A 25,358-nucleotide genomic window follows, 5' to 3' on the forward strand; every position below is an offset into this window, starting at 1 on the left:
CAACAAATACTCAGAGCGACCATAAGTATAGAATAATCAATTATTCGACAATCTCAATCGAAGTACCGAGTTTCACTGCTGCCATAATTTCATCCATTTCAGCATTGGTTACGGCAATGCAGCCTTCTGTCCAATCCAACTTTTGTGTGTCTACTGTCAACGCACCTTTACCATTTTGCTGCCCATGGATCATAATATCGCCACCAGCACTAATACCCAGCGCTTTTGCACGTGCTTTGTCTGCAGCATTTGGATAGCTGATGTGGATTGAGCGGTAAAATTTAGATTTTTCATTTTTATAGTCTAAAGTATAGCTGCCAATTGGTGTACGCTTATCGCCTTGGCGTTGCTTATGACCAATCGGATTGCCACCCAATGCCACATGATACGATTTAATCACCTCATTACCGCTTAATAATTGCAAGCGGCGCTCAGATTTATCTACGAATACTTTATCAATTATAGGTGTATCAGCAATTATCTGCATGGAAGTTGTCACCTTATTTTGAGTTGTCGATATATGGTTAACATTATTATTGGTGGCACTTACCGACATATTCATACTCAACCCTATAAGCAAAAATAGCCAGTGGTGGTGTTTTTTATAATGTTGCCTAGAAAATGACATAGAGGATGACCTTAATAACTAATGATGATTACTGTTGCTTTAAAAATATCCAAGACTTGTATGTAATAATTTGCATTTAGGAATTGGTGCTTAAAAACCCAAGTAATGCTTTCTCTTCGCAACTTTGATGCTGTTTTGTACGTCCACGACGGGCTTGTTTATAATTCTCAAAGAATTGCCCTGCCAAAAATTTCTCAATAATAACTGGATGAATATACGAGGCGCGGCAAACCGTTGGCGTATTGCCCAGCTCATCAGCAACATTTTTAACCATCTCTGTGACCATGTTTTGTCGCAACTTACTGTCAGGGGCGCTTGCTAGAATCTCTTGTCCTGTAGGCGTTTGTATTTCATAATATAAATAGCTTGCCGCAAGCACACTCGCCATCCAAGTACGAAAGTCTTTAGCGCTATACATACTGTTATTACTACCGCCACAAGTATACTCCCGTAGGTAGTCATTGATATCTTCACTATCAACGACTTGTTTATGACCCTTTTCATCCAAATATTTAAATATCTGATAACCAGGCAGCTCTGAGCATGCTTGTATAATCTCGATTAGGCGCTCATCTTGCAATTCAATATGATGCCTTTTGGCACTTTTTCCAACAAAATCAAAGGCTAAACCGTTATCCATTTCGCTGATATGCTTGCTGCGTAGCGTACTAAGCCCATAGCTTTTATTGAGCTTAGCATAGCGACTATTACCAATACGAATTAACGTGGTTTCGAGCAATTTAATTACGGCGGCGAGCACATTAGCACGTGATAGCGGCGGCGCGTCCAAATCTAGCTCGACTTGAGCACGCAGTTTTGGGAGCGCTTTGGCAAAACCTATCATGGCAGTAAACTTTGCTTGATCGCGCACATGATTCCATAACGAATGATACAAGTATTGCTTACGCGCCTTATCATCGCGCCCTGTCGCTTGCAAATGCCCATTCTCATCAAGACAAATCCATACCTCTGACCACATTGGTGGGATGATCAATCCATCAAAGCGTTCGCGTAGCTTTTTGCAAGTCACCGTCTTGCCAGCCGTATCACGGTAGGTAAAGCCGCGTCCGTGTCGCCTGCGCGCAAAGCCTGCTTCGTCATCGCTCACATAGCGCAAATTGGCACGCTTGGCTAATTGCTCATAATCGTGGCGCAAATCTTCTGTAGTTATTTTTTTATCCATCATAAACGCTCGCCTTGGCTTAAAATTATCAGCAATCTATCATTATGGTTTAGCATAAATAAATGCGATGCTAGTTACTGTGCGTTTGACGCAGATAATGTGTAAGTCTGTGTAAAACTAAGTCGACAAAAGAATAATAAAGCGCCGATATTTCAGGCATACTTCAAGGTCTTTTTTAATTAATTAGCACAAAATATGACTAACAATAACGCTACCAAAAACTCTATCCAAATAGTTCCATTGACTCATTATGATTACGATGCGTGGTTAACGCTATGGCAAGGTTATCTCACTTTTTATGAGACCACTTTGCCATTAGAAACCACCAATACAACGTGGAAAAAAATCATAGACAGTAACGTGCCAATTTACGGCTTTGGCGCATGGCAGGACAATACACTCATAGGTTTTACTCATGTGGTGCTTCATCCTAATACCTGGAACACAACTGAATGCTGTTATTTAGAGGACTTGTACGTTAATGAATCTGTACGTGGGCAAGGTATCGGAAGGATGCTAATTGAATATGTGTATGCCTTTGCCACTGAAAAAGGCTGTAATCGCGTCTATTGGCATACACAAGAAAGCAATACCTCAGCGCGTGCACTTTATAAAAATATCGCCACTGAAACCGATATGATGCAATATCGAAAGAACTTATGATTGCAATGAAATTGTAGATGAGATAATAACGGAAATAAAAAAACGCCAAGCGCTGAACACTTGGCGTTTATTATTATCTCTATATCAGCTAAAAACTACTTACCATAAGTACATAAATACGCGGTTTCTACAGCAACTTTAACGCCAAATTTTTGATTGGCTTCAATAGTAAATTGCTCGCCAGCATTAAAAGTTTGCCATTCATCACTTTCTGGCAGCTTTACTGTCAATGCACCGCTTACAACGGTCATGGTTTCGAATTCACTGGTACCAAATTCGTATTCACCAATTTCCATCACGCCAACCGTTGCAGGTTTGGTTGCAGTCTGAAAAGCAATAGAAGTGACTTTATTATCAAAATAATTATTCACGCTTGGCATCATTTTTCCTTAAATTATTATCATTTATATTAAAAGCTAAGCACTGTTTTATAGTCCAGCTTTTAAACTGGCTTCAATAAATTGATCCAAATCGCCATCGAGTACCGAACCAGTATTAAAGGTTTCAACGCCCGTGCGTAAGTCTTTAATACGTGAATCATCCAGCACATACGAGCGAATTTGACTGCCCCAACCGACATCAGATTTACCATCCTCAACCGCTTGTTGACTCTCCATACGTTTTTGCATCTCTAATTCATACAATTTGGCACGCAGCATTTTCATAGCTGTGGCTTTATTACCATGTTGGCTACGCTCATTTTGACAAGTCACCACTACCCCACTTGGCTCATGGGTAATACGTACCGCTGAATCGGTAGTATTCACGTGCTGACCACCAGCGCCCGATGAGCGATAGGTATCAATGCGCAAATCTGCCGGATTGATATCAATTTCAATATTATCATCAATTTCAGGCGACACAAAAACTGCAGCGAATGAGGTATGACGACCATTATTACTATCAAATGGTGACTTGCGAACTAGACGATGCACGCCAATTTCAGTGCGTAGCCAGCCAAAGGCATAATCACCTTTAATCTCAATAGTCGCTGATTTAATACCCGCGACACTACCGGACGATACTTCAATCATCTCCACCTTAAAACCGTGTGCTTCTGCCCAGCGCGTGTACATCCGCAGTAGCATTTCTGCCCAATCTTGTGCTTCTGTGCCACCACTGCCTGATTGGATATCCAAATAGCAATTATTCGGGTCCATCTCGCCGCTAAACATGCGGCGGAACTCTAAATCGGCAACACGGGCTTCTGCTTCATCTAATTCAGCCTGAACGTCAGCAAGTAGCGACTCATCATCCTCTTCTACTGCCAACTCCAGCATGGCGGAAGCATCTTCCAATATAGTCTCTAGCGACACCACCACATCAATAACCCCATCTAACAGGCTTTTTTCTTTATTAATCTTGGTCGCGCGTTCGGGGTCATTCCACAACTCGGGATTTTCTAATTCTAAATTGACTTCTTCCAAGCGCTCTTGCTTACCATCGAAGTCAAAGATACCTCCGTAAATCATGACCACGCTCAGATAAGTCTTTGATGCGTTCTTGATACGGGTTAATTTCCATAACTATTCCTGTTTATTTTAAAAAAACTACTGTGCCGCTATTTTAAAGGAGATTGGCGCAAAATGTACGATTGATTCATGCCAACATTTTATTAAGTTGTTTTACTAAGTTATTTTATTGAGACACTTTTTGAACCAACTTATTCAACGCTCAACATGGTTAAATCGACCAGTCTTCAACTGCCCATTGATGCGCCAACGCATGAGCATGTAGCGCATTGTCCGGTGACACACAGATCGCCACATCTGCCCACTCAAGCAATGGAATGTCATTTTTAGAATCAGAATAGGCATAGGTTTTGGCATAGTGTAAGCCTGCCAATTGTTGCTTATTTAGCCATTTATCTAAATGATAAATCTTACCTTCTTTAAAGTTTGGCTTATCGGTTAATTTACCGGTATAGCGCTCATTTTTTATCTCAAGTGGCGTTGAGAGTACATTGCCGTCTTCAATACCAAAGCGTTTGGCAATCGCAGACACCACAAAGTCATTGGTCGCAGAGATAATCACCACATCGTGACCTGCTTCGACATGCTGACATAATACTTCCATCGCTTTTGGGCGAATGTGCGGTTCAATCTCAGCTTTAATATAATCTTCCCGTATATCGTGCAGACGCTCAATCGGTAAGGTGATCAAAAACTGGGCAACAAATTCATTATATTCCGTTGCATCAAGCGTACCTTCAATATATTGCTCATAAAACGCTTGGTTAGCAGTGCGATACTGCGCCTCATCAACCAAGCCATTATTGACAATGTACTCGCCCCACAAGTAGTCGCTATCGACATCAAGCAAGGTATGGTCTAAATCAAAAAGCGCTAGGGTGCGTACATTTTCAGTATTGGTCATATTATTGTTTATATCAGAAGTCATATCATTATTCTCATTAAATTTTAAAGGGTTTTGAATTATAAATAATCTTTAATGTAGCATTTAATATAAGAGTTTATAGCAGCGTTAAATCTGCCCAGCTTTATATTTGTTCTTAATTTATGTTAGATGCTGTTTTTAATCGGGTTGGGTAATCGGTTGCAGACCATTTTTAAAGGTTTGGCAATGAATAGCATAATGCACCGCCGAGGCAGTAATCATTTGAGCTTGCTCATCGGTTAAGGTTTTGACGACTTTAGCAGGCGCACCCATGACCAATGAGTTATCGGGAATAATTTTGCCTTCGGTGACCAGTGCCTTGGCGCCAATAATACAATTTTTACCTATTTTGGCATTATTGAGTACCACCGCGCCAATACCAATCAAACTGTTATCGCCAATCTCACAGCCGTGCAACATCGCTAAATGACCGATGGTGACATGATTGCCGATGGTGACAGCAATGCCTTCATCAGTATGAATCACGCTATTTTCTTGGACATTACTATAGTCACCAATATGAATACGCTCAATATCACCGCGAATCACCGCACCGAACCAAACACTGGCTTGATGACCTAAATACACATTACCAATCACTTGTGCAGAATTCGCCACCCAGCCGTTAAACGGACTGGCAAATTCAGGCGTCTTATCTAAATAGCTATAAATCATGGTTCATCCTTAGTGTTGGCGAAACGGTTAGCAAAACGACTGGCAGAGACAACGCTCTGACACGAGCGATTTAAATCGGCATGAATAAAAACATTAATGTATAAAGGCACGCGCTGAGTTATTCATAATAACCCTTTATAAATATAAGGCGTTATGCAAAATAGTAAAGCCGTTATAGTACACTAGCGCGAATATAACCATCTTAAGGAATAAAACCATGAACAGCAAAGGATATGCATCGTTAATCTTGTTATCTACCAGTTTAATGGTGGCAGTGCCCAGCCATGCTGGCAATAATAGCCGTACCGAAACTGCTGGAGATATCATTGCCGTCGCCATCCCTGCCATTGCTTATGGCAGTACCTTTTATATGGATGATAAAGAAGGTCGGCAGCAGTTTTATTATGGTTTTGCGTCCAATATGGCAGCCACACAACTTTTAAAGTCCACCGTTCATAAAGAACGTCCCAATGGTAGCGACGATCACTCTTTCCCCTCGCGCCATGCCTCTGTTGCCTTTCAAGGTGCCAGTTTTATTCATAAACGTTATGGTTTAGAGTATAGTATTCCGGCATATATTGGTGCCGGATTTGTAGCGTATAGTCGCGTGGATACTGATCAGCATGATGTTACCGATGTTCTTGCGGGCGCGGCATTGGGCATTGCCAGTAGTATGTATTTAACCAAAAGCTATAACGACCAGTTGCATATTGCCACTGATTTATCCCCTGACTATTATGGCTTATCGGTGCATTATAACTTTTAACTGTCTCTCTGGATTTGATTATTGAGATGGACTGAGATACCTTTATAAAGAAATTTACAAAGCGTTAGCTCGTTGATTTTAGCTCCTTTGCCCCCACATTCTCTTTTATGATAAAAGAATCGGCTGGCTATCTGCACCATTATTGTATATAATGCGCAAAATCTGTGCCTAAGCGAGCGGACATGATGCGACTTACCCATTCACTACCCTGTGAATTTTGTAGTTCTCATCTATAATGTCTCCTCGCTTTTTTGTGGAAAAAATTTGCCTTTAGCCCTTTTTTAGACGTAATTTTAGTAAAAATTAGTCCATTAATCACGGCGAGAGACAGATTCTAGTCCATGAATGATAATGGCACTTACTACATAACAGCGGAGGCAACCCTTGAATTCATCGGCAGAAGTACAAGCAATTTTGGCACTAGCAGACGGTACGATTTTTCGCGGTGTCAGTATCGGTAGCACAGGTCATCGTGTCGGTGAGGTGGTATTTAATACAGCCATGACAGGGTATCAAGAAATTCTGACTGACCCAAGCTACGCGCGTCAGCTGGTGACGCTTACTTATCCGCATATCGGCAATACCGGCACCAATAGCGAGGACGCTGAGTCGGGCAATGACCATCAAGTTTGGGCAGATGGTCTTATCATTCGTGACTCAACGATGGTCACGTCGAACTTTCGTAACTCTGAGTCGTTAACCGACTATTTAAAACGTAACGATACTGTTGCTATCGCTGAGATTGATACCCGCCAATTGACTCGTTTATTACGTGATAAAGGCGCGCAAAACGGTTGCATCATGACCGCATCAAACGGCGAAACTATCAGTGCAGCAGATGAGCAACAAGCCATTAGATTGGCACAAGAATTCGCGGGTATTGCGGGTATGGACTTGGCAAAAGAATGCTGCCATCCTGAAGGCTTTGAATGGACTGCGGGTACTTGGGACTTATCAGACACGTTACTGAATCGTGACATAGTAGGCAATCATGATAGCGGTACAGGCGGCTTTTTTAAAGAATTAGGTACGCATATCGATTCAAAATATAACGTCGTGGCTTATGATTTTGGTAGCAAAACCAATATCCTACGTATGCTCGTTGACCGTGGTTGTCATGTGACGGTAGTACCTGCGCAAACGCCTATCGCAGATGTGCTAGCGATGAATCCAGACGGCATTTTCTTATCGAATGGTCCTGGCGATCCAGCAGCTTGTGACTATGCGATTGATAGCGTGCGTCATATTATTGAAGAAACTAACATTCCAACCTTTGGTATTTGCTTAGGGCATCAGCTGATTGGTCTTGCCAGCGGCGCAAACACAATTAAGATGAAAACCGGTCATCATGGCGCCAACCATCCAGTACAAGATTTAGAGTCTGGTATTGTGATGATTACCAGTCAAAATCATGGTTTTGCCGTTGATGAAGATACGCTTCCTGCCAATGTTAAGTCAACCCATCGCTCATTATTTGATGGCACTAACCAAGGAATTGAACTGACCAATAAGCCGGTATTTAGCTTCCAAGGTCACCCAGAAGCCAGCCCGGGTCCTCATGATTGCGCGCCGTTGTTTGATAAATTTATCACCATGATGGCAGATGCGAAAACAGCGTCAGTTTAAGCCGTTCGCAATCGATAGATAATAACAAAAAAATGCTTGGATCATTAACAGTGGTTCAAGCTATATCATATAAAACCAGTATATACCCCTCTATTAAAATATCACTTAAACGAAGGTAGCCCTAATTATGCCAAAACGTACCGACATAAAAAGTATTCTTATCATTGGCGCAGGCCCTATCGTCATCGGTCAAGCGTGCGAGTTTGACTATTCAGGCGCACAAGCATGTAAAGCACTAAAAGAAGAAGGCTACCGCGTCATCTTGGTCAACTCAAACCCTGCCACCATCATGACTGACCCAGCCATGGCAGATGCCACTTATATTGAACCAATTACGTGGCAGACCGTTGAGCAAATCATTGCTAAAGAACGTCCTGATGCCATCTTGCCAACGATGGGCGGACAAACGGCACTGAATTGTGCTTTAGAATTGGATAAGCACGGCGTATTAACCAAGTACAATTGCGAATTGATCGGTGCGACCAAAGATTCTATTGAGATGGCAGAAGACCGCAATCTATTTGATAAAGCCATGAAGCGTATTGGGCTTGAATGTCCACGTGCTGAAACCGCTGAAACCATGGAAGAAGCGTTTATTACCCAAGAAAAAATGGGCTATCCGTGTATCATTCGTCCGTCATTTACCATGGGCGGTTCAGGTGGCGGTATCGCGTATAACCGCGATGAATTTATCGAAATTTGTGAGCGTGGTTTTGACTTATCGCCAAACCATCAGTTGCTTATTGATGAGTCGTTGATTGGTTGGAAAGAATATGAGATGGAAGTGGTTCGTGACAAAAACGATAACTGCATCATCATCTGTGCGATTGAAAACTTTGATCCGATGGGTGTGCATACCGGCGATTCAATCACCGTGGCACCAGCGCAAACCCTGACAGATAAAGAATATCAAATCATGCGTAACGCCTCCATCGCCGTATTGCGTGAGATTGGCGTGGAAACAGGCGGCTCAAACGTGCAGTTTGGTATCAATCCTGAAACGGGTCGCATGGTCGTCATTGAGATGAACCCACGCGTCTCACGCTCATCAGCATTGGCATCAAAAGCGACTGGCTTCCCGATTGCTAAAATCGCGGCAAAACTTGCAATTGGCTATACGTTAGATGAATTGCAAAATGACATCACTGGCGGCAAAACACCTGCCAGCTTTGAGCCTGCGCTTGACTATGTCGTGACTAAAATTCCACGCTTTAATTTTGAAAAATTCCCACAAGCGGATAATGTATTATCAACGCAAATGAAATCCGTTGGCGAAGTCATGGCAATTGGTCGTAACTTCCAAGAGTCCATGCAAAAAGCCTTACGTGGCATGGAAACAGGCTCAGACGGTTTTGATGAGCAAATCGACTTGACCCAAGTTCCCGCTGATAAAGCCCGCAGCGAAATTACCAACCGTTTAACCATCCCAACGCCTGAGCGTATTTACTACGTGGCTGATGCTTTCCGTATTGGCATGAGTGTTGATGAAGTGTTTAATCTCACCAAAATCGACCCATGGTTCTTGGTACAAATTGAAGATATCGTTAAGACAGAAGCGACTGTTAAAGCATTGGGCTTTGGCGGTTTAACTGAGAACAACTTACGTCGATTTAAACGTAAAGGCTTATCAGATTTACGTTTGGCCAAATTACTTGGTATTTCACAAAAGCAATTGCGGGCTAAACGTTGGGATTTAGGCGTCCATCCAGTTTATAAGCGCGTTGATACTTGTGCGGCAGAATTTGAAACCAGCACCGCTTATATGTACTCCACCTATGACAGCGAATGTGAAGCCAAGCCGACTGACAATAAAAAAATTATGGTCATCGGTAGTGGTCCGAACCGTATCGGTCAAGGTATCGAGTTTGACTATTGCTGTGTGCACGCGGCGCTTGCCATGCGCGAAGACGGTTACGAAACCATCATGGTCAACTGTAACCCTGAAACGGTTTCAACCGATTATGACATCTCAGACCGCTTGTATTTTGAGCCAATCACGCTTGAAGACGTGTTAGAAATCGTCCGTATTGAGCAGCCTGATGGTGTTATCGTGCAGTTTGGTGGTCAAACTCCATTGAAATTGGCACGTGCACTTGAAGCAGCTGGCGTAAAAATCATTGGTACGAGCCCAGATGCCATCGACCGCGCGGAAGACCGTGAACGCTTCCAGCATATGATTCAGCAGTTAAATTTGACTCAACCAACCAATGCCTTAGCCACCAGCTTAGAAGATGGTTTGGTTAAAGCAAAAGACGTTGGCTATCCGTTGGTAGTACGTCCATCATACGTCCTTGGCGGTCGTGCGATGGAAATCGTCTACAATGAAGATGAGCTTAGACATTATTTACGTACCGCCGTACAAGCCTCTAACGAAGCGCCAGTACTGCTTGACCGCTTCTTAGACGATGCTATCGAAGTGGATGTGGATTGTATCTGTGACGGTACTGATGTGGTGATTGGCGGTATTATGCAGCATATCGAACAAGCCGGCGTCCACTCTGGCGACTCAGCTTGTTCATTGCCACCGTATTCATTATCAGAAGAATTATGTGATGTGATGCGCGCACAAACCGTTGCGATGGCAAAAGAGCTTGGCGTTGTAGGCTTAATGAACGTGCAGTTTGCGGTAAAAGGCGAAACGGTTTATATCTTAGAAGTGAATCCACGTGCGGCGCGTACCGTGCCGTTTGTTTCTAAATGTATTGGTACGTCATTAGCAAAAGTTGCTGCTCGCTGTATGGCGGGTACGTCGCTTAAAGACCAAGGTTTTACCAAAGAAATCGTGCCTTCTTTCTTTGCGGTCAAAGAAGCCGTCTTCCCATTTGCTAAATTCCCTGGCGTTGACCCTATCTTGAGCCCTGAGATGAAATCAACCGGCGAAGTCATGGGCGTGGGCAAAACCTTTGGCGAAGCGTTCTACAAAGCCATTATCGGTAGTAATGAGCGTTTGCCAGGTTTGCCGACTGCAGGCGAAACCAAGACCGTCTTTATCTCTGTACGCGATAGCGACAAAGAACAAATTGCCCCTATTGCGCGTCAGCTTATCGACTACGGCTTTAACATTGTCGCGACTACGGGTACGCAAAAAGTATTGGCTGCCAACGGTATTGACTGTAAGCAAATCAATAAAGTCACCGAAGGTCGTCCACATATCGTTGATGCGCTAAAAAATGGCAAAATCGACCTGATTATTAACACTACCGAAGGCAAGCAAGCGCAAGAGGATTCATTCTCTATCCGCCGTAGCGCACTGCAAGGTAAAGTGTTTTATGTCACGACATTAGGCGCAGCAGATGCCGTCTGCAAATCTTATGCAATTGAGTTGCCGTTTGAGGTCTATAAGCTACAAGATTTGCATGCACAAGCAAAGGGTCTTGACGCCGCCGAATAAATTCAGTAAATTAGACGTCACGAGTTAACTTATTATTAACGTCTTATGAATACCTAAAAAGCATAGTGGCTAGACAGCTACTATGCTTTTTATTACGTATGTTTATAGTGTGCGGATGTACCGCCACGCTTCTCTCCCATACCCATTGCAATAATATCATCGCACATCACACCATCTCATTACGAGGTGGTGTAATGGTGTTGGTTTAAGGAAAAAATATGCAACGTTATCCCATGACTCCGCAAGGACATGCGGCTTTAGAAGCCGAATTAAAACAATTAAAAAGTATTGACCGCCCCCGTATCACCGCCTCTATTGCAGAAGCACGTGAACATGGTGACTTAAAAGAAAACGCAGAATACCATGCCGCTCGTGAGCAACAAGGCTTTTGTGAAGCGCGTATCCGTGATATCGAAGCCAAACTTGGCGGCGCACAAGTGATTGATCCGGCAACTTTACCAAAAGAAGGTCGTGTGGTATTTGGTGTGAGCGTCGTAATCGAAAACATGGACACCGAAGAAGAAAAACAATATAAAATCGTCGGTGATGATGAAGCGGATTTTAAAGCCGGTAAAATCTCTGTCAACTCGCCGATTGCACGCGGTCTGATTGGCAAATCTGCAGGCGATGAAGCCCGTATTGAAACGCCAAAAGGTGTGGTTGAGTATGAAGTGATGAAAGTAATTTATGATTAAATTTGGCTAGACTAGCACCTGTAACACTTATAATAATTGGTTAGCCATAACTTATATTGCCCTCGCAATTGACATTAATATTCGGTCAGTTGCGAGGGTTTTTTATAGGACAACTGGCTACTTAACGCTTATTTGTAAAACATTTATAAAACGGAATTTATGACCCATATGATAATAAATAAAATTAAACAGACTCAAAAAATAACGCCTGTGTGCATCGTTAGCATGTTAGCCAGCAGCCTACTGTTAATTAGTAGCGCCCATGCTGCTCCAAAAGTTATCGTTACCCCGAACGCTGCTAGCAGTACCATTATTGAGCAAACCTCTGACGGTCAAGTGGCAACCATCACTACAACGCCAACTGGCATCAGTATGCAAAGCGGCATGCCGTACTCAGTAACCCAAGTGACCAACGTACCACGCTATACGATTCGTCAAAACGGCGTATTACAAAGTAATACTAATCAAGTGGTAGTTAGTCAAAGCAATGTTATGAATACGGGTACAACGGTCACTACCTTACCGCTTAATACCATTCCTGTGACCAATCAAGTCACTTCTGTCGGTGTTGTGACCACCCCTGTTAATATCGTTACGCAAACATTACCCGTAACGACTTTACCAGTCACCACACTGCCAATTACTACCCTGCCCATCACTAACAATAATGCCGTTGCGGTTACCACGACAACTTCCCTCGATACGTTGCAATTAAAACCCGTATTTAGCACCCCAAATGTGGTTGCCGCCAATACCAAAGTGATGAAAATTCTTAAAAATCGCGAAGGTCGTGAATTTGCAGTGCCTGCCAACCATATTGCACCCGGTGACATTATCGAATATCACACCGTTTATACCAATACGACTGCAAGACCAGTCAGCGACATCAATGCAACGGTAACCCTACCCAATGGCATTAAATTGCTTTCGCTAAATAGCACCCTGCCAACCCTTGCGACTGTTGGTGGTAATAATTACCAAACTATCGGACAAGTTGGTATGTCTACCGTCATTCAACAGCCTTATTCAGGTTTAAAATGGAATTTGGTTGACCTTGGCGCTAATGCTGCGCAAACCGTTGTGATTCGCGCCACAGTACAATAGTCCTATTCTAATAGCGTATTGTTAGTGCATAATGTTATCGATAAGGCTTTAAATTATAAAAAGGTCTTTATTATTAAAGACCTTTTTTTATGCGTTTGGACAAACCCAACAGGCGACAACAGTTGTCGTCTTACTCTTTAAAATCTACCAGTAATACAATGACTTAACGTTAATTTTGTTAAAATAAGACTTATTAATTGATTGATAAGATTCTATTATGACAACGATTAATTACGAACGATTGCAAGGCAAGCTCAATATTTTAGCCGATGCGGCAAAATACGATGTCTCTTGCTCCTCCTCCGGTAGCACCCGTAAAAATCAAGGCGGCGCGCTCGGTCATGGCGAAAAATCAGGCATTTGCCACAGCTATACCGAAGATGGACGCTGCGTCAGTTTATTAAAAATACTATTAACCAATCACTGTATTTATGACTGTGCGTATTGCACCTCGCGCAAAAGTAATGACACGCCGCGCGCCGCCTTTAGCGTTGAAGAAGTGGTGGAATTAACCATGCAATTTTATCGCCGTAATTATATTGAAGGCTTATTTTTAAGCTCCGGTATTTTTAAAAATGGCGATTATACGATGGAGCGCTTAGTTGAAGTTGCCAAAATCTTACGCACTCGTGAGCGCTTTAATGGCTATATCCATCTTAAAACCATTCCGGGCGCGTCAAAGGAATTGCTGATTGAGGCAGGGCTGTACGCTGATCGTTTAAGCGCCAATATTGAGATTCCAACCAAATCTGGGCTAGCACTGCTTGCGCCTGAGAAGTCGCATGAACAATTAAAAATGCCAATGCAAACGGTTAGCGAGCAGATAATCACTTTCCGTGATAGCCAAAAAACTCATAAAAAAGCGCCGAAATTTACCCCTGCTGGGCAAACCAGCCAAATGATTGTTGGTGCCAGTAACGAGACTGATTTGCAAGTAATTCAGTTGTCTAGTCACTTTTATAAAGAATATGCGCTCAAGCGGGTCTATTATTCGGGTTATGTGCCGATGTTGTCCGACAGTCGCCTGCCAGCAATTGGCACACCGGTGCCGATGGTACGTGAAAACCGCCTCTACCAAGCCGATTGGCTGATGCGCTTTTATGGCTTTGATGCAAACGAAATCGTCGAGCCGGAGTCACCATTTTTGGACTTAGATTGCGACCCAAAACTGGCATGGGCAATTCGGCACCGTGAGCATTTTCCGGTGAATATTCAAACCGCGCCTTATGCCATGATTGTGCGTATTCCGGGGATTGGCACTAAGACGGCAAAGAAAATGATTAAAGCGCGCAAGTTTCATAATCTAACGTTAGAGCATCTTAAAAAAATGGGTGCTGCGGTAAACCGTGCCAAATACTTTATGGCGATGACGGGTAAAAATGAGCATCTCGCCCATTTAACCCGCGATAATTTTCGTCAATATGTACTGGCACAAACACAGACTAAGTTTAAAGATCAACGTGATGGACAACTGGCTTTGTTTTAATTAAATTTGGATAAGCCATCTTATATTAAGGTGGTCACAATCCTTTTTAATGCTAATGTCTTTTAGGATAAAAATGCCGATGTTGTTATTAGAAAATGCTAAGCCAAATAAGATAAACGCACATACAACGCTGAGCGCGGTTATTCCGAGTATTATTCTCTACGAGCCAAGCTTCGAAGGTTGGTTGAGTGCCGTTTTTTATATTTATAGTAAACGTTTGCAAGACCATGCTGGGCTACAGCTATATGCGCAGGATAATTATGTGCCCTCTTTAATTGACCCAGCTATTTCTGTACCCAGTGACACCGACCATGCCGAGCGCGTGCTTAAAACCCTAAATAAACTATTGGGGCGTTCAGGTATGCGTCAGATATTGTGGGGGTTTTTGTCCGAAAAGCAGACCATTGGCATCACTCTTTTTGAGGTTGTTAAATACGCAATTACCTATCCGAATCGTGACGTGATGGAAGATTTGGGTAACTTACACGTTCTTGAGCTGGCACAAATAGTCAAGTCTGTTGGTCGCGAAAAGCATCGAATGGAAGCGTTTGTGCGCTTTGAGCACACCACACAAGATATCTACTTTGCCAGAATTGAGCCGGATTTTAATGTCTTGCCATTAATTGGCGCGCATTTTCATAAGCGCTATCAAGATCAAGACTGGGCGATTTATGATGTGCATCGCGGTTACGGTATTTTTTATGATAAAAGTAAAGGTACGCCAAAGCATCCTACACCGCTACAAACCATCACCGATATTGATGAAGAGGTCTTGCGCCATCCTGCCAGCATTCATAGTCCTGAGGAACAACGCTATCAGCATTTTTGGCAAGGTTATTTTGCCAATGTGAATATCAAAGAGCGCAAAAACCCACGCCTGCATCGCCAATATCTACCGCAGCGCTATTGGAAATATTTGAGTGAAAAACAAGTATTATCAAATGCCGAGCATTTACAAAAACGGCGTTAAGAGAAAGGTGATATTAATATGACGATTGCCTTTTCCTTTACACCTGCCATTACCTTTAAGGTTGAGTTTTAACCATTTTTAACTGACAATAGTAGCTTGCCTCTTTTCACGGATATTTACCGCTATTATGATTGTAATGCGCCTATTATCGTCGTTAAAACATGATGAATCCGAACGCGGTATCTTTTATCTTGGGCGTGCTTTGGTCAAAAATGGTCATACCTCTATTATTATCTCTAGCGCCGATGAGGACAATGAGCTTGTCAAACGCCTAGAGCGCGATGGTAACATCTACCATCAACTGCATATGAATAAAAAATCGTGGCTATCGCTATTACAAGTTGCGCCGCTGCGTCATCTGATCAAACAATACAATCCTGACGTCATTCATGTTCATTCACGCACGCCAGCGTGGATATTGCATCTGGCTCTACGCCATATGCGACTTAAACGCAGACCTAAATTAGTCTCAACCATGTATGGCTTTTATCCGATTAATAAATACTCGCAAGCATTATTGGATGTCGATACGGTGATTACCGTCTCTAATAGCGTTACTAATTATCTCAAAAAAGGCTTGCGCCATGAGTCTTTAGGTCCTAAATCAATCAAACGCATTTACCGCGGTATCGATATTCGGCGCTACCCATATCGTCATAATCCGTCGGTCTATTGGCTGCGGCATACTTTTGCTGAATATCCTGAGCTTGAGAATAAAAAGTGGCTGGTGTTTCCCACCGTTATTGGCAATGAATATGGGCAAGAATGGCTTATTGATATCTTGGGTAATTTAAAACATCAGTTCCCCAATATTCACGCCATTATTATGGATGAAGATTATAGAGAGGGGGATGTGGCACACGAGGACTTTCGCCAGCGCAGCAATGCCCTTGATTTGGGTGACCATATTACCTATGTTGGCAGCAAACGTAACGACATGCGCGAGTGGCTATCGGCTGCCAATATTGTCATGGCGCTTGCCAATCAGCCAGAATCTATCGGCATCAACGCCTTACAAGCCATTCACTTGGGTACACCGGTGATCGGCTGGGATCAAGCAGCGTTTAGTGAAATTTTAAAGCCGCTTTATCCGCAAGGATTGGTAAAGAAATACAATGCTCATGCGTTATGTAAAGCGGTTAAAAATCAGCTAGAAGGCGTGACCCGTCCTGAGATGACGGACAAATTTACCATGCGCGAGATGATTTATGAGACTTTGAGAGTTTATGAAGACTTGTATGAACAAGCGTTAGAAGAAGAACAGATATTAAAAGGTACACATATTTTAGCCAAGCTAAAACCCAAAGTACAATTGACGGCAGCAAAACTACCTATCGTATCTGATAGTAAGCAGCCGATACTAACTAAGCAGTCATTAAAGAAAAAATGACGATCAACTTATAAAATTATTTACAGTCCGACTATTATTTATACTGACTGATTCTTAATCATAAAAAAGCCTAACATTTTAACGTTAGGCTTTTTTGATATGAGCTACCACATAAATAGAGAAATGATTTAAAGCTTAACTTTTACCTTAGGTGGATTGTCTTTTAACCACAGCTGATTGACAATTTTTAATTCGCGCAGCTCTTCTGCCATAATGGATTCACTGATACCAGGATATTTAATAATGGCATAGGCATATAAGCCAATCCCAAGTGACGTCCAACCAAAGAATATCCACCATTCAACAGCCGTCAGTGCTGACGGCATACCTGGCATATATAAAACAAGCAGACCAAAGCCTAAAACAATGGTAACCATTCCCACTAACTTGCCAGCTGGCACTTTAAATGGACGCACCATATCAGGTTCACGATAGCGCAGAACTAAAAATGAGATAGCAACGCAAGTATAGGCAATGACAATCCCAAAACCACCCGCATCCACAATCCATACCAGCATCTTACGACCAAATAACGGTGCCAAAGTGGCAAGACCACCAATAAGCAAAATAGCATTTTTTGGGGTTTTATATTTTGGATGTAGCTTACCTAAAAATGCAGGCAGCATATGGGCTCTTGACATAGCATACAACAACCGACTACCACCAATCAAAAACGCATTCCAGCTGGACAAAATACCAAGTACACCACCAATGACTAATAAAATACCTGCCCACTTGCCTTGCCATGCATTAGTCATGGCATCAGCAGTTGCTAAAGTTGAGCCTTGAGCTTGTAGCAGTGGCAAGGTACGACCCACGCTCCAGGCTACCCCCACATACCACATGACGGCAATAATAATAGAAATAATTAGGAATTTACCAATATTAGGACGGGTCAGATCAATCTCTTCTGCTGCTTGAGGAATAACGTCAAAACCAACAAACATAAAAGGCACCATAACAATAACAGTCATCATGCCGCTGATACCATCTATGAATGCTGGCGCTTGAACCGCTGTTGAGGTCTCAGGGTTATAAAGCACTGCGCCAATAAATAACAATGTACCGACGAACAAAATACCCAGTACAGCGGTTTTTTGGAACCAAGCACTGACTTCCATACCGCGAATATTTAGCCACGTGACAATGACTGAGCCCAGCATTCCCACCCCAACCCAAGTGGCATAGACATCCCAACCAGCAATGGTCCATAGATAGCCTTGATTATAATTGGGAATGAAGTATTCAACTACGGTCGGTAAAGCCACCGCTTCAAACGCCACGACTGAAAAGTAACCAAACAAAATACTCCATGAACAAATAAAGGAAACTGTAACCCCTAAAGCACGGTGAGTATAAGTGTGCTCACCGCCAGTAACCGGCATCGATGCAGCCAGCTCCGCGTAATTAACACCAATCATAATGACGGCTAAACCACCAATCATAAAGGCTAACATCGCGCCCCATGTCCCAGCAGAGATAATCCAATCACCTGCCAAAACGACCCAGCCCCAACCCACCATAGCACCGAAAGCCAGTGCAATAATATCAAACACACCCAGCGATTTTTTTAGTTCAGACATAACCTGCTCCTTGTCCGTATATCATCCGTGTCATCATTTACGTTTAGATTTATAATTACATTATTTTGTATGTAGTCAGATGTTGCCTCTCATATGCGTTTTTCTAAAAAACTCTTGTATTCATTCAATCTATAATTTTTTACTCGTTTTTTTCTAAAGCTCGCATAACATTCTGATAGTAGAGACAACAACGGCGTCTTGACTTGCAAGGCGCCGTTATAAAGTGTCCACTCAGAATAGACATTTTGAGTGCGACTTTATTACTACTCTTAACATTAACCGCTAGTCAATCTAGACCTATCGGCTAATTGACTGTTTATGATGCTAATATCCCTTTAATAATATCAAGACCTTCTTGTAGCACCTCATCTTCTACGGTAAGCGGCACCATCACTCGGATAGCATTGCCATACATGCCGCAAGAGGCTAATAGCAGACCTTGCTCAAATGCTTTAGCTTTTAGGTTAGTAGTCGCTTCAACATCGGGCTTGCCATCACTATCGATGAGCTCAAACGCTAACATCGCACCTTTATGACGAATATGACCAATGCTACTTAGATTTAAACCTTTTAAGAACGACTCAATTTTATCGCCAATTTCAATACTACGCTCCAGCAGATTTTCTTCTTCAATTACTTCCATAACCGCAAGCGCTGCCACACAAGCGAGTGGGTTACCAGAATAAGTACCACCCAAACCGCCTACTTGCGGCGCATCCATGATATCAGCGCGACCGATAACCGCAGAAATAGGATAACCACCCGCTAAGCTTTTAGCGCTGGTCATCAGATCAGGTTCAACGCCCAACTGTTCACAGGCAAATAACGTACCGGTTCTGGCAAAACCACACTGTACTTCATCAAAAATCAGCACAATGCCATGCTCATCACAGATATCACGTAATGCTTTGGCAAATGTTGGCGTGACTTGATGAAAGCCGCCTTCGCCTTGAACAGGCTCGATAATCATCGCCGCCACTTCACTAGGATCAATGTCTGCTTGAAAAATCATATCAAGACTATGTAATGCTTGCTCTTCGGTCACATTCAGCTCTTCAGCGGGGAACAGAGCATGAAATACCGGACCTGGCATCGGACCAAAATTCTTTTTGTATGGCAATACCTTACCCGTTAGGCTCATACACATCAGCGTACGACCATGCCAACCACCAACAAAAGAAATCACACCCGGACGACGGGTTTTAGCGCGGGCAATTTTAATGCAGTTTTCAACTGCTTCTGCGCCCGTGGTTAAAAAAAACGCTTTTTTCTGACCGCTGATAGGCGCTCTTTCACACAGTTTTTCGGCAAGCTCAACATAGCATTCATAGTTAATCATTTGCGCGGCAGTATGGGTGAACTTATCAAGTTGCTCATGAACACGCTGTGTAATTTTAGGATGACTGTGACCCGTGTTTAGTACAGAGATGCCGCCCACAAAGTCAATATAACGATTGCCTTCAATATCCCAAACTTCTGAGTTTTTGGCTTTTTCGGCAAATATAGGGAAAGCAATACCAAGTCCAGTTGGTAAAATTGCTTTACGGCGTTCAAGTAGTGATTGATTGGTCGCTCGAGTAGTAGTCATAAGAAAATCCCTTTCTTTATTTAAAATGTAGATTGTATTAAGTTAATTACTAATTAAATCTCAGGAAATTTCATTAGCTGATATCAGAACACCAGTATTTGGTAACGACATATTCTTCGATACCATACTTTGAGCCTTCACGACCAAATCCTGATTGCTTAACCCCACCAAATGGCGCAACTTCGGTTGAAATCATACCGGTATTATGACCAACCATGCCATATTCTAAACCTTCAGTTACTCGCCAAGCGCGCGCGTAATCACTACAATAGAAGTAAGCTGCTAATCCATAAATGGTATCGTTAGCCGCGTTGATAACCTCTTCTTCGCTCGAAAAGGTAAAAATCGAGGCAATAGGACCAAATATCTCTTCGCTAGCAATGTCCATATCCGCACTAATATCCGTAATCACCGTTGGATTAAAGCTGAGCGCTGACGCCACATTCTTATCGCCACCAGTGACTATTTTTGCACCCTTATCTAGTGCATCCTTTAACAACACTTGTACTTTTTCTAAACCATCTTTGTTGATAAGTGGTCCGATATCAACACTTTCATCCATACCATCACCAACTTTGAGAGCTATCACTTTTTTAACAAAGATATCTAAAAATTTATCTTTAATACTGTCTTGAACATAAACGCGATTAGCGCAGACACAGGTTTGACCCGCATTACGATATTTGGAAGCAATCAAGCCATCAGCGGCTTTTTCTAAATCAGCATCGTCAAACACGATGAACGGTGCGTTACCACCAAGTTCTAATGACAGCTTTTTAATCGTCGGTGCACACTGTGCCATCAAGGTACGTCCGACTTCAGTAGAACCGGTAAACGATAATTTATGAATACGCGCATCGCCGGTTAATATTTCACCGATAACCGATGATTTACCAGTGATGACTTGAATAACACCTGCTGGAATACCAGCTTCCTCTGCAAGGACACCTAATGCTAATGCAGAAAATGGTGTTTCTGTCGCAGGCTTAATGATAATAGTACAACCAGCAGCCAATGCTGGCGCGGCTTTACGAGTGATCATTGCAGCTGGGAAATTCCAAGGGGTAATCGCAGCGCAGACGCCTACTGGCTGTTTTAGAATGACGTAGCGCAGCTGAGACTGAGTAGCAGGGATAACGTCACCATAAACGCGTTTAGCCTCTTCAGCAAACCAGCGGATAAAACTATTGGCATAACCAATCTCGCCGCGAGATTCTTTTAATGGCTTGCCTTGCTCAGCCGTCATAATGATTGCTAAATCTTCTTTATTAGCATCAATCAGATCTGCCCACTTTTGTAGCAGTGTCGCCCGCTCTTGTGCTGTTTTTGCTGCCCACGCTACTTGTGCCTCATGAGCATAAGCGACGGCATCGTTGACATCTTGCTTGGTCAAACTTGGAATAGTACCGATAATTTCAGCGCTGAATGGATTGGACACTTCAATAGTTGCCGCATCACTAGCCGCATGCCAGCCATCTTTGATGAAGCATTGTTGCTTAAGCAAACTTGAGTTAGATAGATTTAGCGTAGATTTTGACACTGTGACACTCCTTGTCATTTATTTTTAAATACTGTTTGTGAATATTGGGTATTTTTTGCTTCTTAATAAAAACTTGTTCCATCATCTCAGGTATTAATGACATCTGTATAAAACCAATTTAAAAATAAATTATTACTATGTTAATTATTGATAATCTTTGATTTGTTCAGTATATTGAACATGTATTCTATATACGAGACATCATTATAAGAATGAAGAAAGAAAGTTTGCAACCGTTATTACTGCTTTAAACGTTACTTTATATATCTTTTTGTATACTTTTGTTTTTATAGGTCATAAATTATGAATTCTACAACCGTGCCTGCATTAGATAAAATGTTTCAAATTTTAGATTTAATTACTGCCAATCCCCAACCACTAACCGCAGCGCAAATTGCTAAAGAATTGGCATTGCCACGTAGCTCAACTCATAACATATTGCAGAGTCTGCTTACCAAACATGTGATTTATAAAGACGCTGATAGCCGCTTTCATTTAGGCTCATATTTGTTGTATTGGGCGGGCAGGTACGAGCAGCAGCAAGGTATTATTCAGTTGTTCAAAGACCTTATTGTGCAATACCCAACATTACTGCAACATACTGTCACCTTATCTAAGTTAGATTTGGGTGAAGTGGTGTTTTTAACCTGTCATGAAGCACCTGCACCCCTAGGCTTTACTTTCCGCGCTGGCGTCCGAGTTCCGGCGGTATTTTCAGCCACGGGTAAAGCCATGTTGTCTACTCTATCTATGCCAGCTATCGAATCTTTGTATAACGGCAACTTTCCTGAACCAATCACGCCAAATGGTGTCAATAATTTCACCGATTTATCGACTGAGCTCAATATTATCCAGAGCAGTCGCATCTCGCTTGATGATGGGCAGCTACGCGATGGCATGTATTGCTTGGGCACTTATATCCGTAATGCCTCGGGTAATGCCATTGCTGGTATGGCGGTCAGCTTTTTGCAATCAGAGTACGATTCTAAACGTGCTGAGGTCAGTGCAAACCTGATTAAACTCGCTGAGCAAATAGAACAGCGCTTAGGCTTTATTACTGCCAATTCTCTTTAAATTCTTTTAACATAATTAAACGATATCATCGGTCTTTAATGTAGCAATGATAAAAATTCGTAATTAAAATAAAGTATCACTTATACAAATATGATGGTTGCTAAAAAATTCTGAATTTCCCTTTAAGCTTTTAACAGCCACTAAATCCTGTAAGTTAAAAAACTTAATTTATTGAATAAATTATCTTTATAGCAATGAACGAAATAAAAAAAGAGGTAATTATAAAAGTGTAATTACCTCTATTATTCTATGTATTAAAAACAAGCACTCAGTATTAGGATTGCGTAGAAGTAAACGCACCGTGACGATGCGCAAGTTCATCATCCGGTAGTACTGGTGCAATGGCATCCCACAACTCAACCACGTAACCATCTTCAATGCGCCACAGCTCAAAGAAAGAATGCCGCTCGCCACCGATCGAACCTTCAGAATGCGTTAATACAAAGTTTCCGTCAGCGACAATGCGGTGCAGCGTGTCATAGGTTAGTGCGCTATTATCTCGTTTCAGCTGTTCCAAGAACTCTGTCATGTTCGCAACACCATCAGCGATGTCGCCAGAGTGCTGCGTGAAAGTACCATCTGGACGAGCAAATCTAGTCATAGATTGGTAGTCCTGCTGTTGCAGAAAAGTGTGCCATACCTCCTTCACAAGCGCACGATTTGCTTCGGTGTCCGCTGACCTGTCGATCTCAGTCGGTCCATCCAGTTGAGTATGACCAGATTCATTAGGTGGCGTCTCGGTGACCAGTCCATCCCAGTGTTCAACGATCTTGCCATCGGCAACGCGGTAGATGTCGAAACCGACATATAGATTATCCGGATCTAAACCAGGGTACGATCCATGCAAGGCAACCAACCCGTTTGTCTCGTCTACTAACACGCGCGCTACGTCATGGCGCATGTCGGGAGCACCAGCAACAAGATCCCTTAAACCTTGTAGACCATTAGCGACGAGCGGTGAATGCTCGACGTAATCGGATGAGAAATTACGATCTAGAGTAGTCACATCATGTTCAGTAAACAATTCCCGATCAGCCCTAACTACAAGCTCACGAATATCAATCATATCGATTTTCTCCTTGTATGTTGCATTCTGTATGAGGTCTTATTCCATTGAGCTCATGACATGTTTGAGTCGAGTGTACTCTTCTACGCCGTACCGAGATAAATCCTTGCCATAACCAGAATTTTTAAAGCCACCGTGAGGCATCTCTGCAACGAGTGGGATATGGCAATTTATCCAAACACATCCGAAATCTAAGTCACGCGATACTCGCAACGCCCTAGCATGATCCTTTGTCCACACTGATGATGCTAAGCCATACTCGACATCATTGGACATGCGTACCGCTTCCTCTTCCGTTGAGAAAGTCTGTACCGTAATAACGGGTCCAAAAATCTCGTCCTGAATGACCTCATCATCCTGACGCAAACCATCAACCACAGTCGGCTCGAAGAAAAATCCTGACATGTCTTTAGCCTGCTTACCTCCAGTCACTACCGTAGCATGGGCAGGCAGGCGGTTTAGTAGACCTTCAATACGTTCAAGTTGGTTTGCATTATTGAGCGGTCCATACAAGATGTCATCTTTCTCTGGGGTTCCGTATGACGTAGCTTCGGCGGCCTCAACTAGCTTAGAAAGGAAGTCATCATGGACTGATTCGTGGACGAGGATTCGGGTGGAAGCCGTGCAATCTTGACCAGCATTGAAGAAACCAGTTTGAGCAAGATTCGTAGCAGCTGCGTCTAAATCCGCATCATCGAAAACCACACACGGTGCCTTGCCACCAAGCTCCAAATGTACTCGAGTCAAATTCTTTGCGGCAGCGGCAGCGACTGCCATACCCGCTTTTACAGAACCAGTAATGGCCACTAGACCAGGCACTTTCGAGCTTGATAATAAAGCCCCAGTCTCACCGTCACCCAGTACCACGTTAAATGTGCCTTCGGGCAAGAACTCTGCCGCAATCTCTGCCATCAGCAGAGTGGAATCAGGTGTCGTGTCTGACGGTTTTAAGACAATGGTGTTACCAGCCGCGAGCGCAGGCCCAATTTTCCATATCGCCATCATGATTGGATAATTCCATGGGGTAATCTGTCCAACGACACCAATCGGTTCGCGACGAAGCGCAGAGTTATAACCTTCCAAGTATTCACCAGATGGAACACCATCCAGCATACGTGCTGCACCTGCAAAGAATCGTAGTTGGTCGATACCAACGTCAACTTCTTCCGAAGCAACCAAATACTTCGGCTGTCCCGTGTTGCGAACCTGGGCATTTACTAAATCATCACGGCGTGCTTCTAGGGCGTCAGCAATCTTCAGCATTGCAGCTTGTCGAGCTGAGGGCGTGGTGCGTCCCCATGTCGCTGTAGCGGCTTCAGCCGCTGCGTAGGCTTCCTCGACGTCCTGTTTGTTGGAGTTCGGAGACTGACCAATGACCTCGCCAGTGCTCGGATCAACTAGATCAAAAGTCGCTGAACTATGCGACTTAACATATTGGTTATTGACGAAATTCTGACGTTGACTCATGGTGTACTCCTCAGATTTTTGTTTGGTAATATCAAAGGTAACATTGCTTATACACAGTTGCAAATG

Annotated in this window: 21 protein-coding genes; 10 read left to right on the forward strand and 11 right to left on the reverse strand. The window is 42.9% G+C overall.

Annotated features, from left to right (window positions below; all coding sequences use genetic code 11):
* Window positions 1–40 precede the first annotated feature (40 nt).
* The gene (locus H2245_RS07065; protein WP_259365127.1) at window positions 41–562 is read right to left on the reverse strand and encodes a murein L,D-transpeptidase family protein; all 522 of its coding nucleotides are present in this window, start codon (window positions 560–562) and stop codon (window positions 41–43) included.
* Window positions 563–704: 142 nt separating this feature from the next.
* Entirely contained in the window at window positions 705–1,814 is a 1,110-nt protein-coding gene (locus H2245_RS07070) for a DNA topoisomerase IB (RefSeq protein WP_182406690.1), read from the reverse strand.
* Between the two features lie 192 nt (window positions 1,815–2,006).
* On the opposite strand from H2245_RS07070, the gene H2245_RS07075 reads away from it, so the two are divergent.
* Window positions 2,007–2,474, forward strand: coding sequence for a GNAT family N-acetyltransferase (locus H2245_RS07075; protein WP_182406691.1), 468 nt, complete (start codon window positions 2,007–2,009; stop codon window positions 2,472–2,474).
* A 95-nt stretch (window positions 2,475–2,569) separates the two neighbouring features.
* Here H2245_RS07075 and H2245_RS07080 read toward each other — a convergent pair whose 3' ends face one another.
* From H2245_RS07080 to H2245_RS07095, 4 genes are all read right to left on the reverse strand, one after another.
* Window positions 2,570–2,854 (reverse strand): pyrimidine/purine nucleoside phosphorylase, encoded by a 285-nt coding sequence (locus H2245_RS07080; RefSeq protein WP_182406692.1) that lies wholly within the window; start codon window positions 2,852–2,854, stop codon window positions 2,570–2,572.
* A 48-nt stretch (window positions 2,855–2,902) separates the two neighbouring features.
* Window positions 2,903–3,998, reverse strand: a protein-coding gene (gene prfB / locus H2245_RS07085) for a peptide chain release factor 2 (protein WP_182406693.1) whose coding sequence is annotated in 2 segments (ribosomal slippage) — window positions 2,903–3,925 and window positions 3,927–3,998 — 1,095 coding nt in all. Because the reading frame shifts where the segments join, the coding sequence is not laid out codon by codon here.
* A gap of 159 nt (window positions 3,999–4,157) precedes the next feature.
* Entirely contained in the window at window positions 4,158–4,874 is a 717-nt protein-coding gene (locus H2245_RS07090; protein WP_259365128.1) for an HAD family phosphatase, read from the reverse strand.
* A gap of 135 nt (window positions 4,875–5,009) precedes the next feature.
* Window positions 5,010–5,546, reverse strand: coding sequence for a gamma carbonic anhydrase family protein (locus tag H2245_RS07095; protein WP_182406694.1), 537 nt, complete (start codon window positions 5,544–5,546; stop codon window positions 5,010–5,012).
* 217 nt (window positions 5,547–5,763) lie between these two features.
* Here H2245_RS07095 and H2245_RS07100 point away from each other — a divergent pair, with 217 nt between their 5' ends.
* The 8 genes from H2245_RS07100 (at window position 5,764) to H2245_RS07135 (ending at window position 16,974) form a co-directional block, all read left to right on the forward strand.
* Complete coding sequence (locus H2245_RS07100; protein ID WP_182406695.1) at window positions 5,764–6,312, forward strand: phosphatase PAP2 family protein; 549 nt, start codon at window positions 5,764–5,766, stop codon at window positions 6,310–6,312.
* A 384-nt stretch (window positions 6,313–6,696) separates the two neighbouring features.
* Window positions 6,697–7,938 carry a glutamine-hydrolyzing carbamoyl-phosphate synthase small subunit gene (carA, locus tag H2245_RS07105; protein WP_182406696.1) on the forward strand — a complete coding sequence of 414 codons (1,242 nt, stop codon included), beginning with the start codon at window positions 6,697–6,699 and terminating at the stop codon, window positions 7,936–7,938.
* Between the two features lie 127 nt (window positions 7,939–8,065).
* Window positions 8,066–11,329, forward strand: coding sequence for a carbamoyl-phosphate synthase large subunit (gene carB / locus H2245_RS07110; RefSeq protein ID WP_182406697.1), 3,264 nt, complete (start codon window positions 8,066–8,068; stop codon window positions 11,327–11,329).
* Window positions 11,330–11,547: 218 nt separating this feature from the next.
* On the forward strand, window positions 11,548–12,024 hold the full coding sequence (gene greA, locus H2245_RS07115) for a transcription elongation factor GreA (RefSeq protein WP_182406698.1): 477 nt from the start codon (window positions 11,548–11,550) through the stop codon (window positions 12,022–12,024).
* A gap of 159 nt (window positions 12,025–12,183) precedes the next feature.
* On the forward strand, window positions 12,184–13,128 hold the full coding sequence (locus tag H2245_RS07120; protein ID WP_182406699.1) for a hypothetical protein: 945 nt from the start codon (window positions 12,184–12,186) through the stop codon (window positions 13,126–13,128).
* Window positions 13,129–13,345: 217 nt separating this feature from the next.
* Window positions 13,346–14,614, forward strand: coding sequence for a putative DNA modification/repair radical SAM protein (locus tag H2245_RS07125; protein ID WP_182406700.1), 1,269 nt, complete (start codon window positions 13,346–13,348; stop codon window positions 14,612–14,614).
* Window positions 14,615–14,687: 73 nt separating this feature from the next.
* Window positions 14,688–15,584 (forward strand): TIGR03915 family putative DNA repair protein, encoded by an 897-nt coding sequence (locus H2245_RS07130; RefSeq protein WP_259365129.1) that lies wholly within the window; start codon window positions 14,688–14,690, stop codon window positions 15,582–15,584.
* Window positions 15,585–15,711: 127 nt separating this feature from the next.
* Window positions 15,712–16,974 (forward strand): glycosyltransferase, encoded by a 1,263-nt coding sequence (locus H2245_RS07135; protein WP_182406701.1) that lies wholly within the window; start codon window positions 15,712–15,714, stop codon window positions 16,972–16,974.
* Window positions 16,975–17,102: 128 nt separating this feature from the next.
* Here the strand turns inward: H2245_RS07135 and H2245_RS07140 are convergent, their stop codons facing one another.
* The 3 genes from H2245_RS07140 to H2245_RS07150 form a co-directional block, all read right to left on the reverse strand.
* Window positions 17,103–18,557 (reverse strand): APC family permease, encoded by a 1,455-nt coding sequence (locus H2245_RS07140; RefSeq protein ID WP_182406702.1) that lies wholly within the window; start codon window positions 18,555–18,557, stop codon window positions 17,103–17,105.
* A gap of 316 nt (window positions 18,558–18,873) precedes the next feature.
* On the reverse strand, window positions 18,874–20,145 hold the full coding sequence (gene gabT / locus H2245_RS07145; RefSeq protein ID WP_182406703.1) for a 4-aminobutyrate--2-oxoglutarate transaminase: 1,272 nt from the start codon (window positions 20,143–20,145) through the stop codon (window positions 18,874–18,876).
* Window positions 20,146–20,218: 73 nt separating this feature from the next.
* Window positions 20,219–21,685: an NAD-dependent succinate-semialdehyde dehydrogenase gene (locus H2245_RS07150; protein WP_404944664.1), complete on the reverse strand. Its 1,467-nt coding sequence runs from the start codon at window positions 21,683–21,685 to the stop codon at window positions 20,219–20,221.
* A 303-nt stretch (window positions 21,686–21,988) separates the two neighbouring features.
* Here H2245_RS07150 and H2245_RS07155 point away from each other — a divergent pair, with 303 nt between their 5' ends.
* Window positions 21,989–22,759 carry an IclR family transcriptional regulator gene (locus tag H2245_RS07155; RefSeq protein ID WP_182406705.1) on the forward strand — a complete coding sequence of 257 codons (771 nt, stop codon included), beginning with the start codon at window positions 21,989–21,991 and terminating at the stop codon, window positions 22,757–22,759.
* A 274-nt stretch (window positions 22,760–23,033) separates the two neighbouring features.
* Here the strand turns inward: H2245_RS07155 and H2245_RS07160 are convergent, their stop codons facing one another.
* A complete protein-coding gene (locus tag H2245_RS07160) occupies window positions 23,034–23,831 on the reverse strand; it encodes a nuclear transport factor 2 family protein (protein ID WP_310734124.1) in 798 nt (265 codons plus the stop codon).
* Window positions 23,832–23,864: 33 nt separating this feature from the next.
* On the reverse strand, window positions 23,865–25,292 hold the full coding sequence (locus H2245_RS07165) for a gamma-aminobutyraldehyde dehydrogenase (protein ID WP_182406841.1): 1,428 nt from the start codon (window positions 25,290–25,292) through the stop codon (window positions 23,865–23,867).
* Between the last annotated feature and the right edge of the window lie 66 nt (window positions 25,293–25,358).

The organism is Psychrobacter sp. GP33, assembly GCF_014119005.1.
Taxonomy (GTDB): domain Bacteria; phylum Pseudomonadota; class Gammaproteobacteria; order Pseudomonadales; family Moraxellaceae; genus Psychrobacter.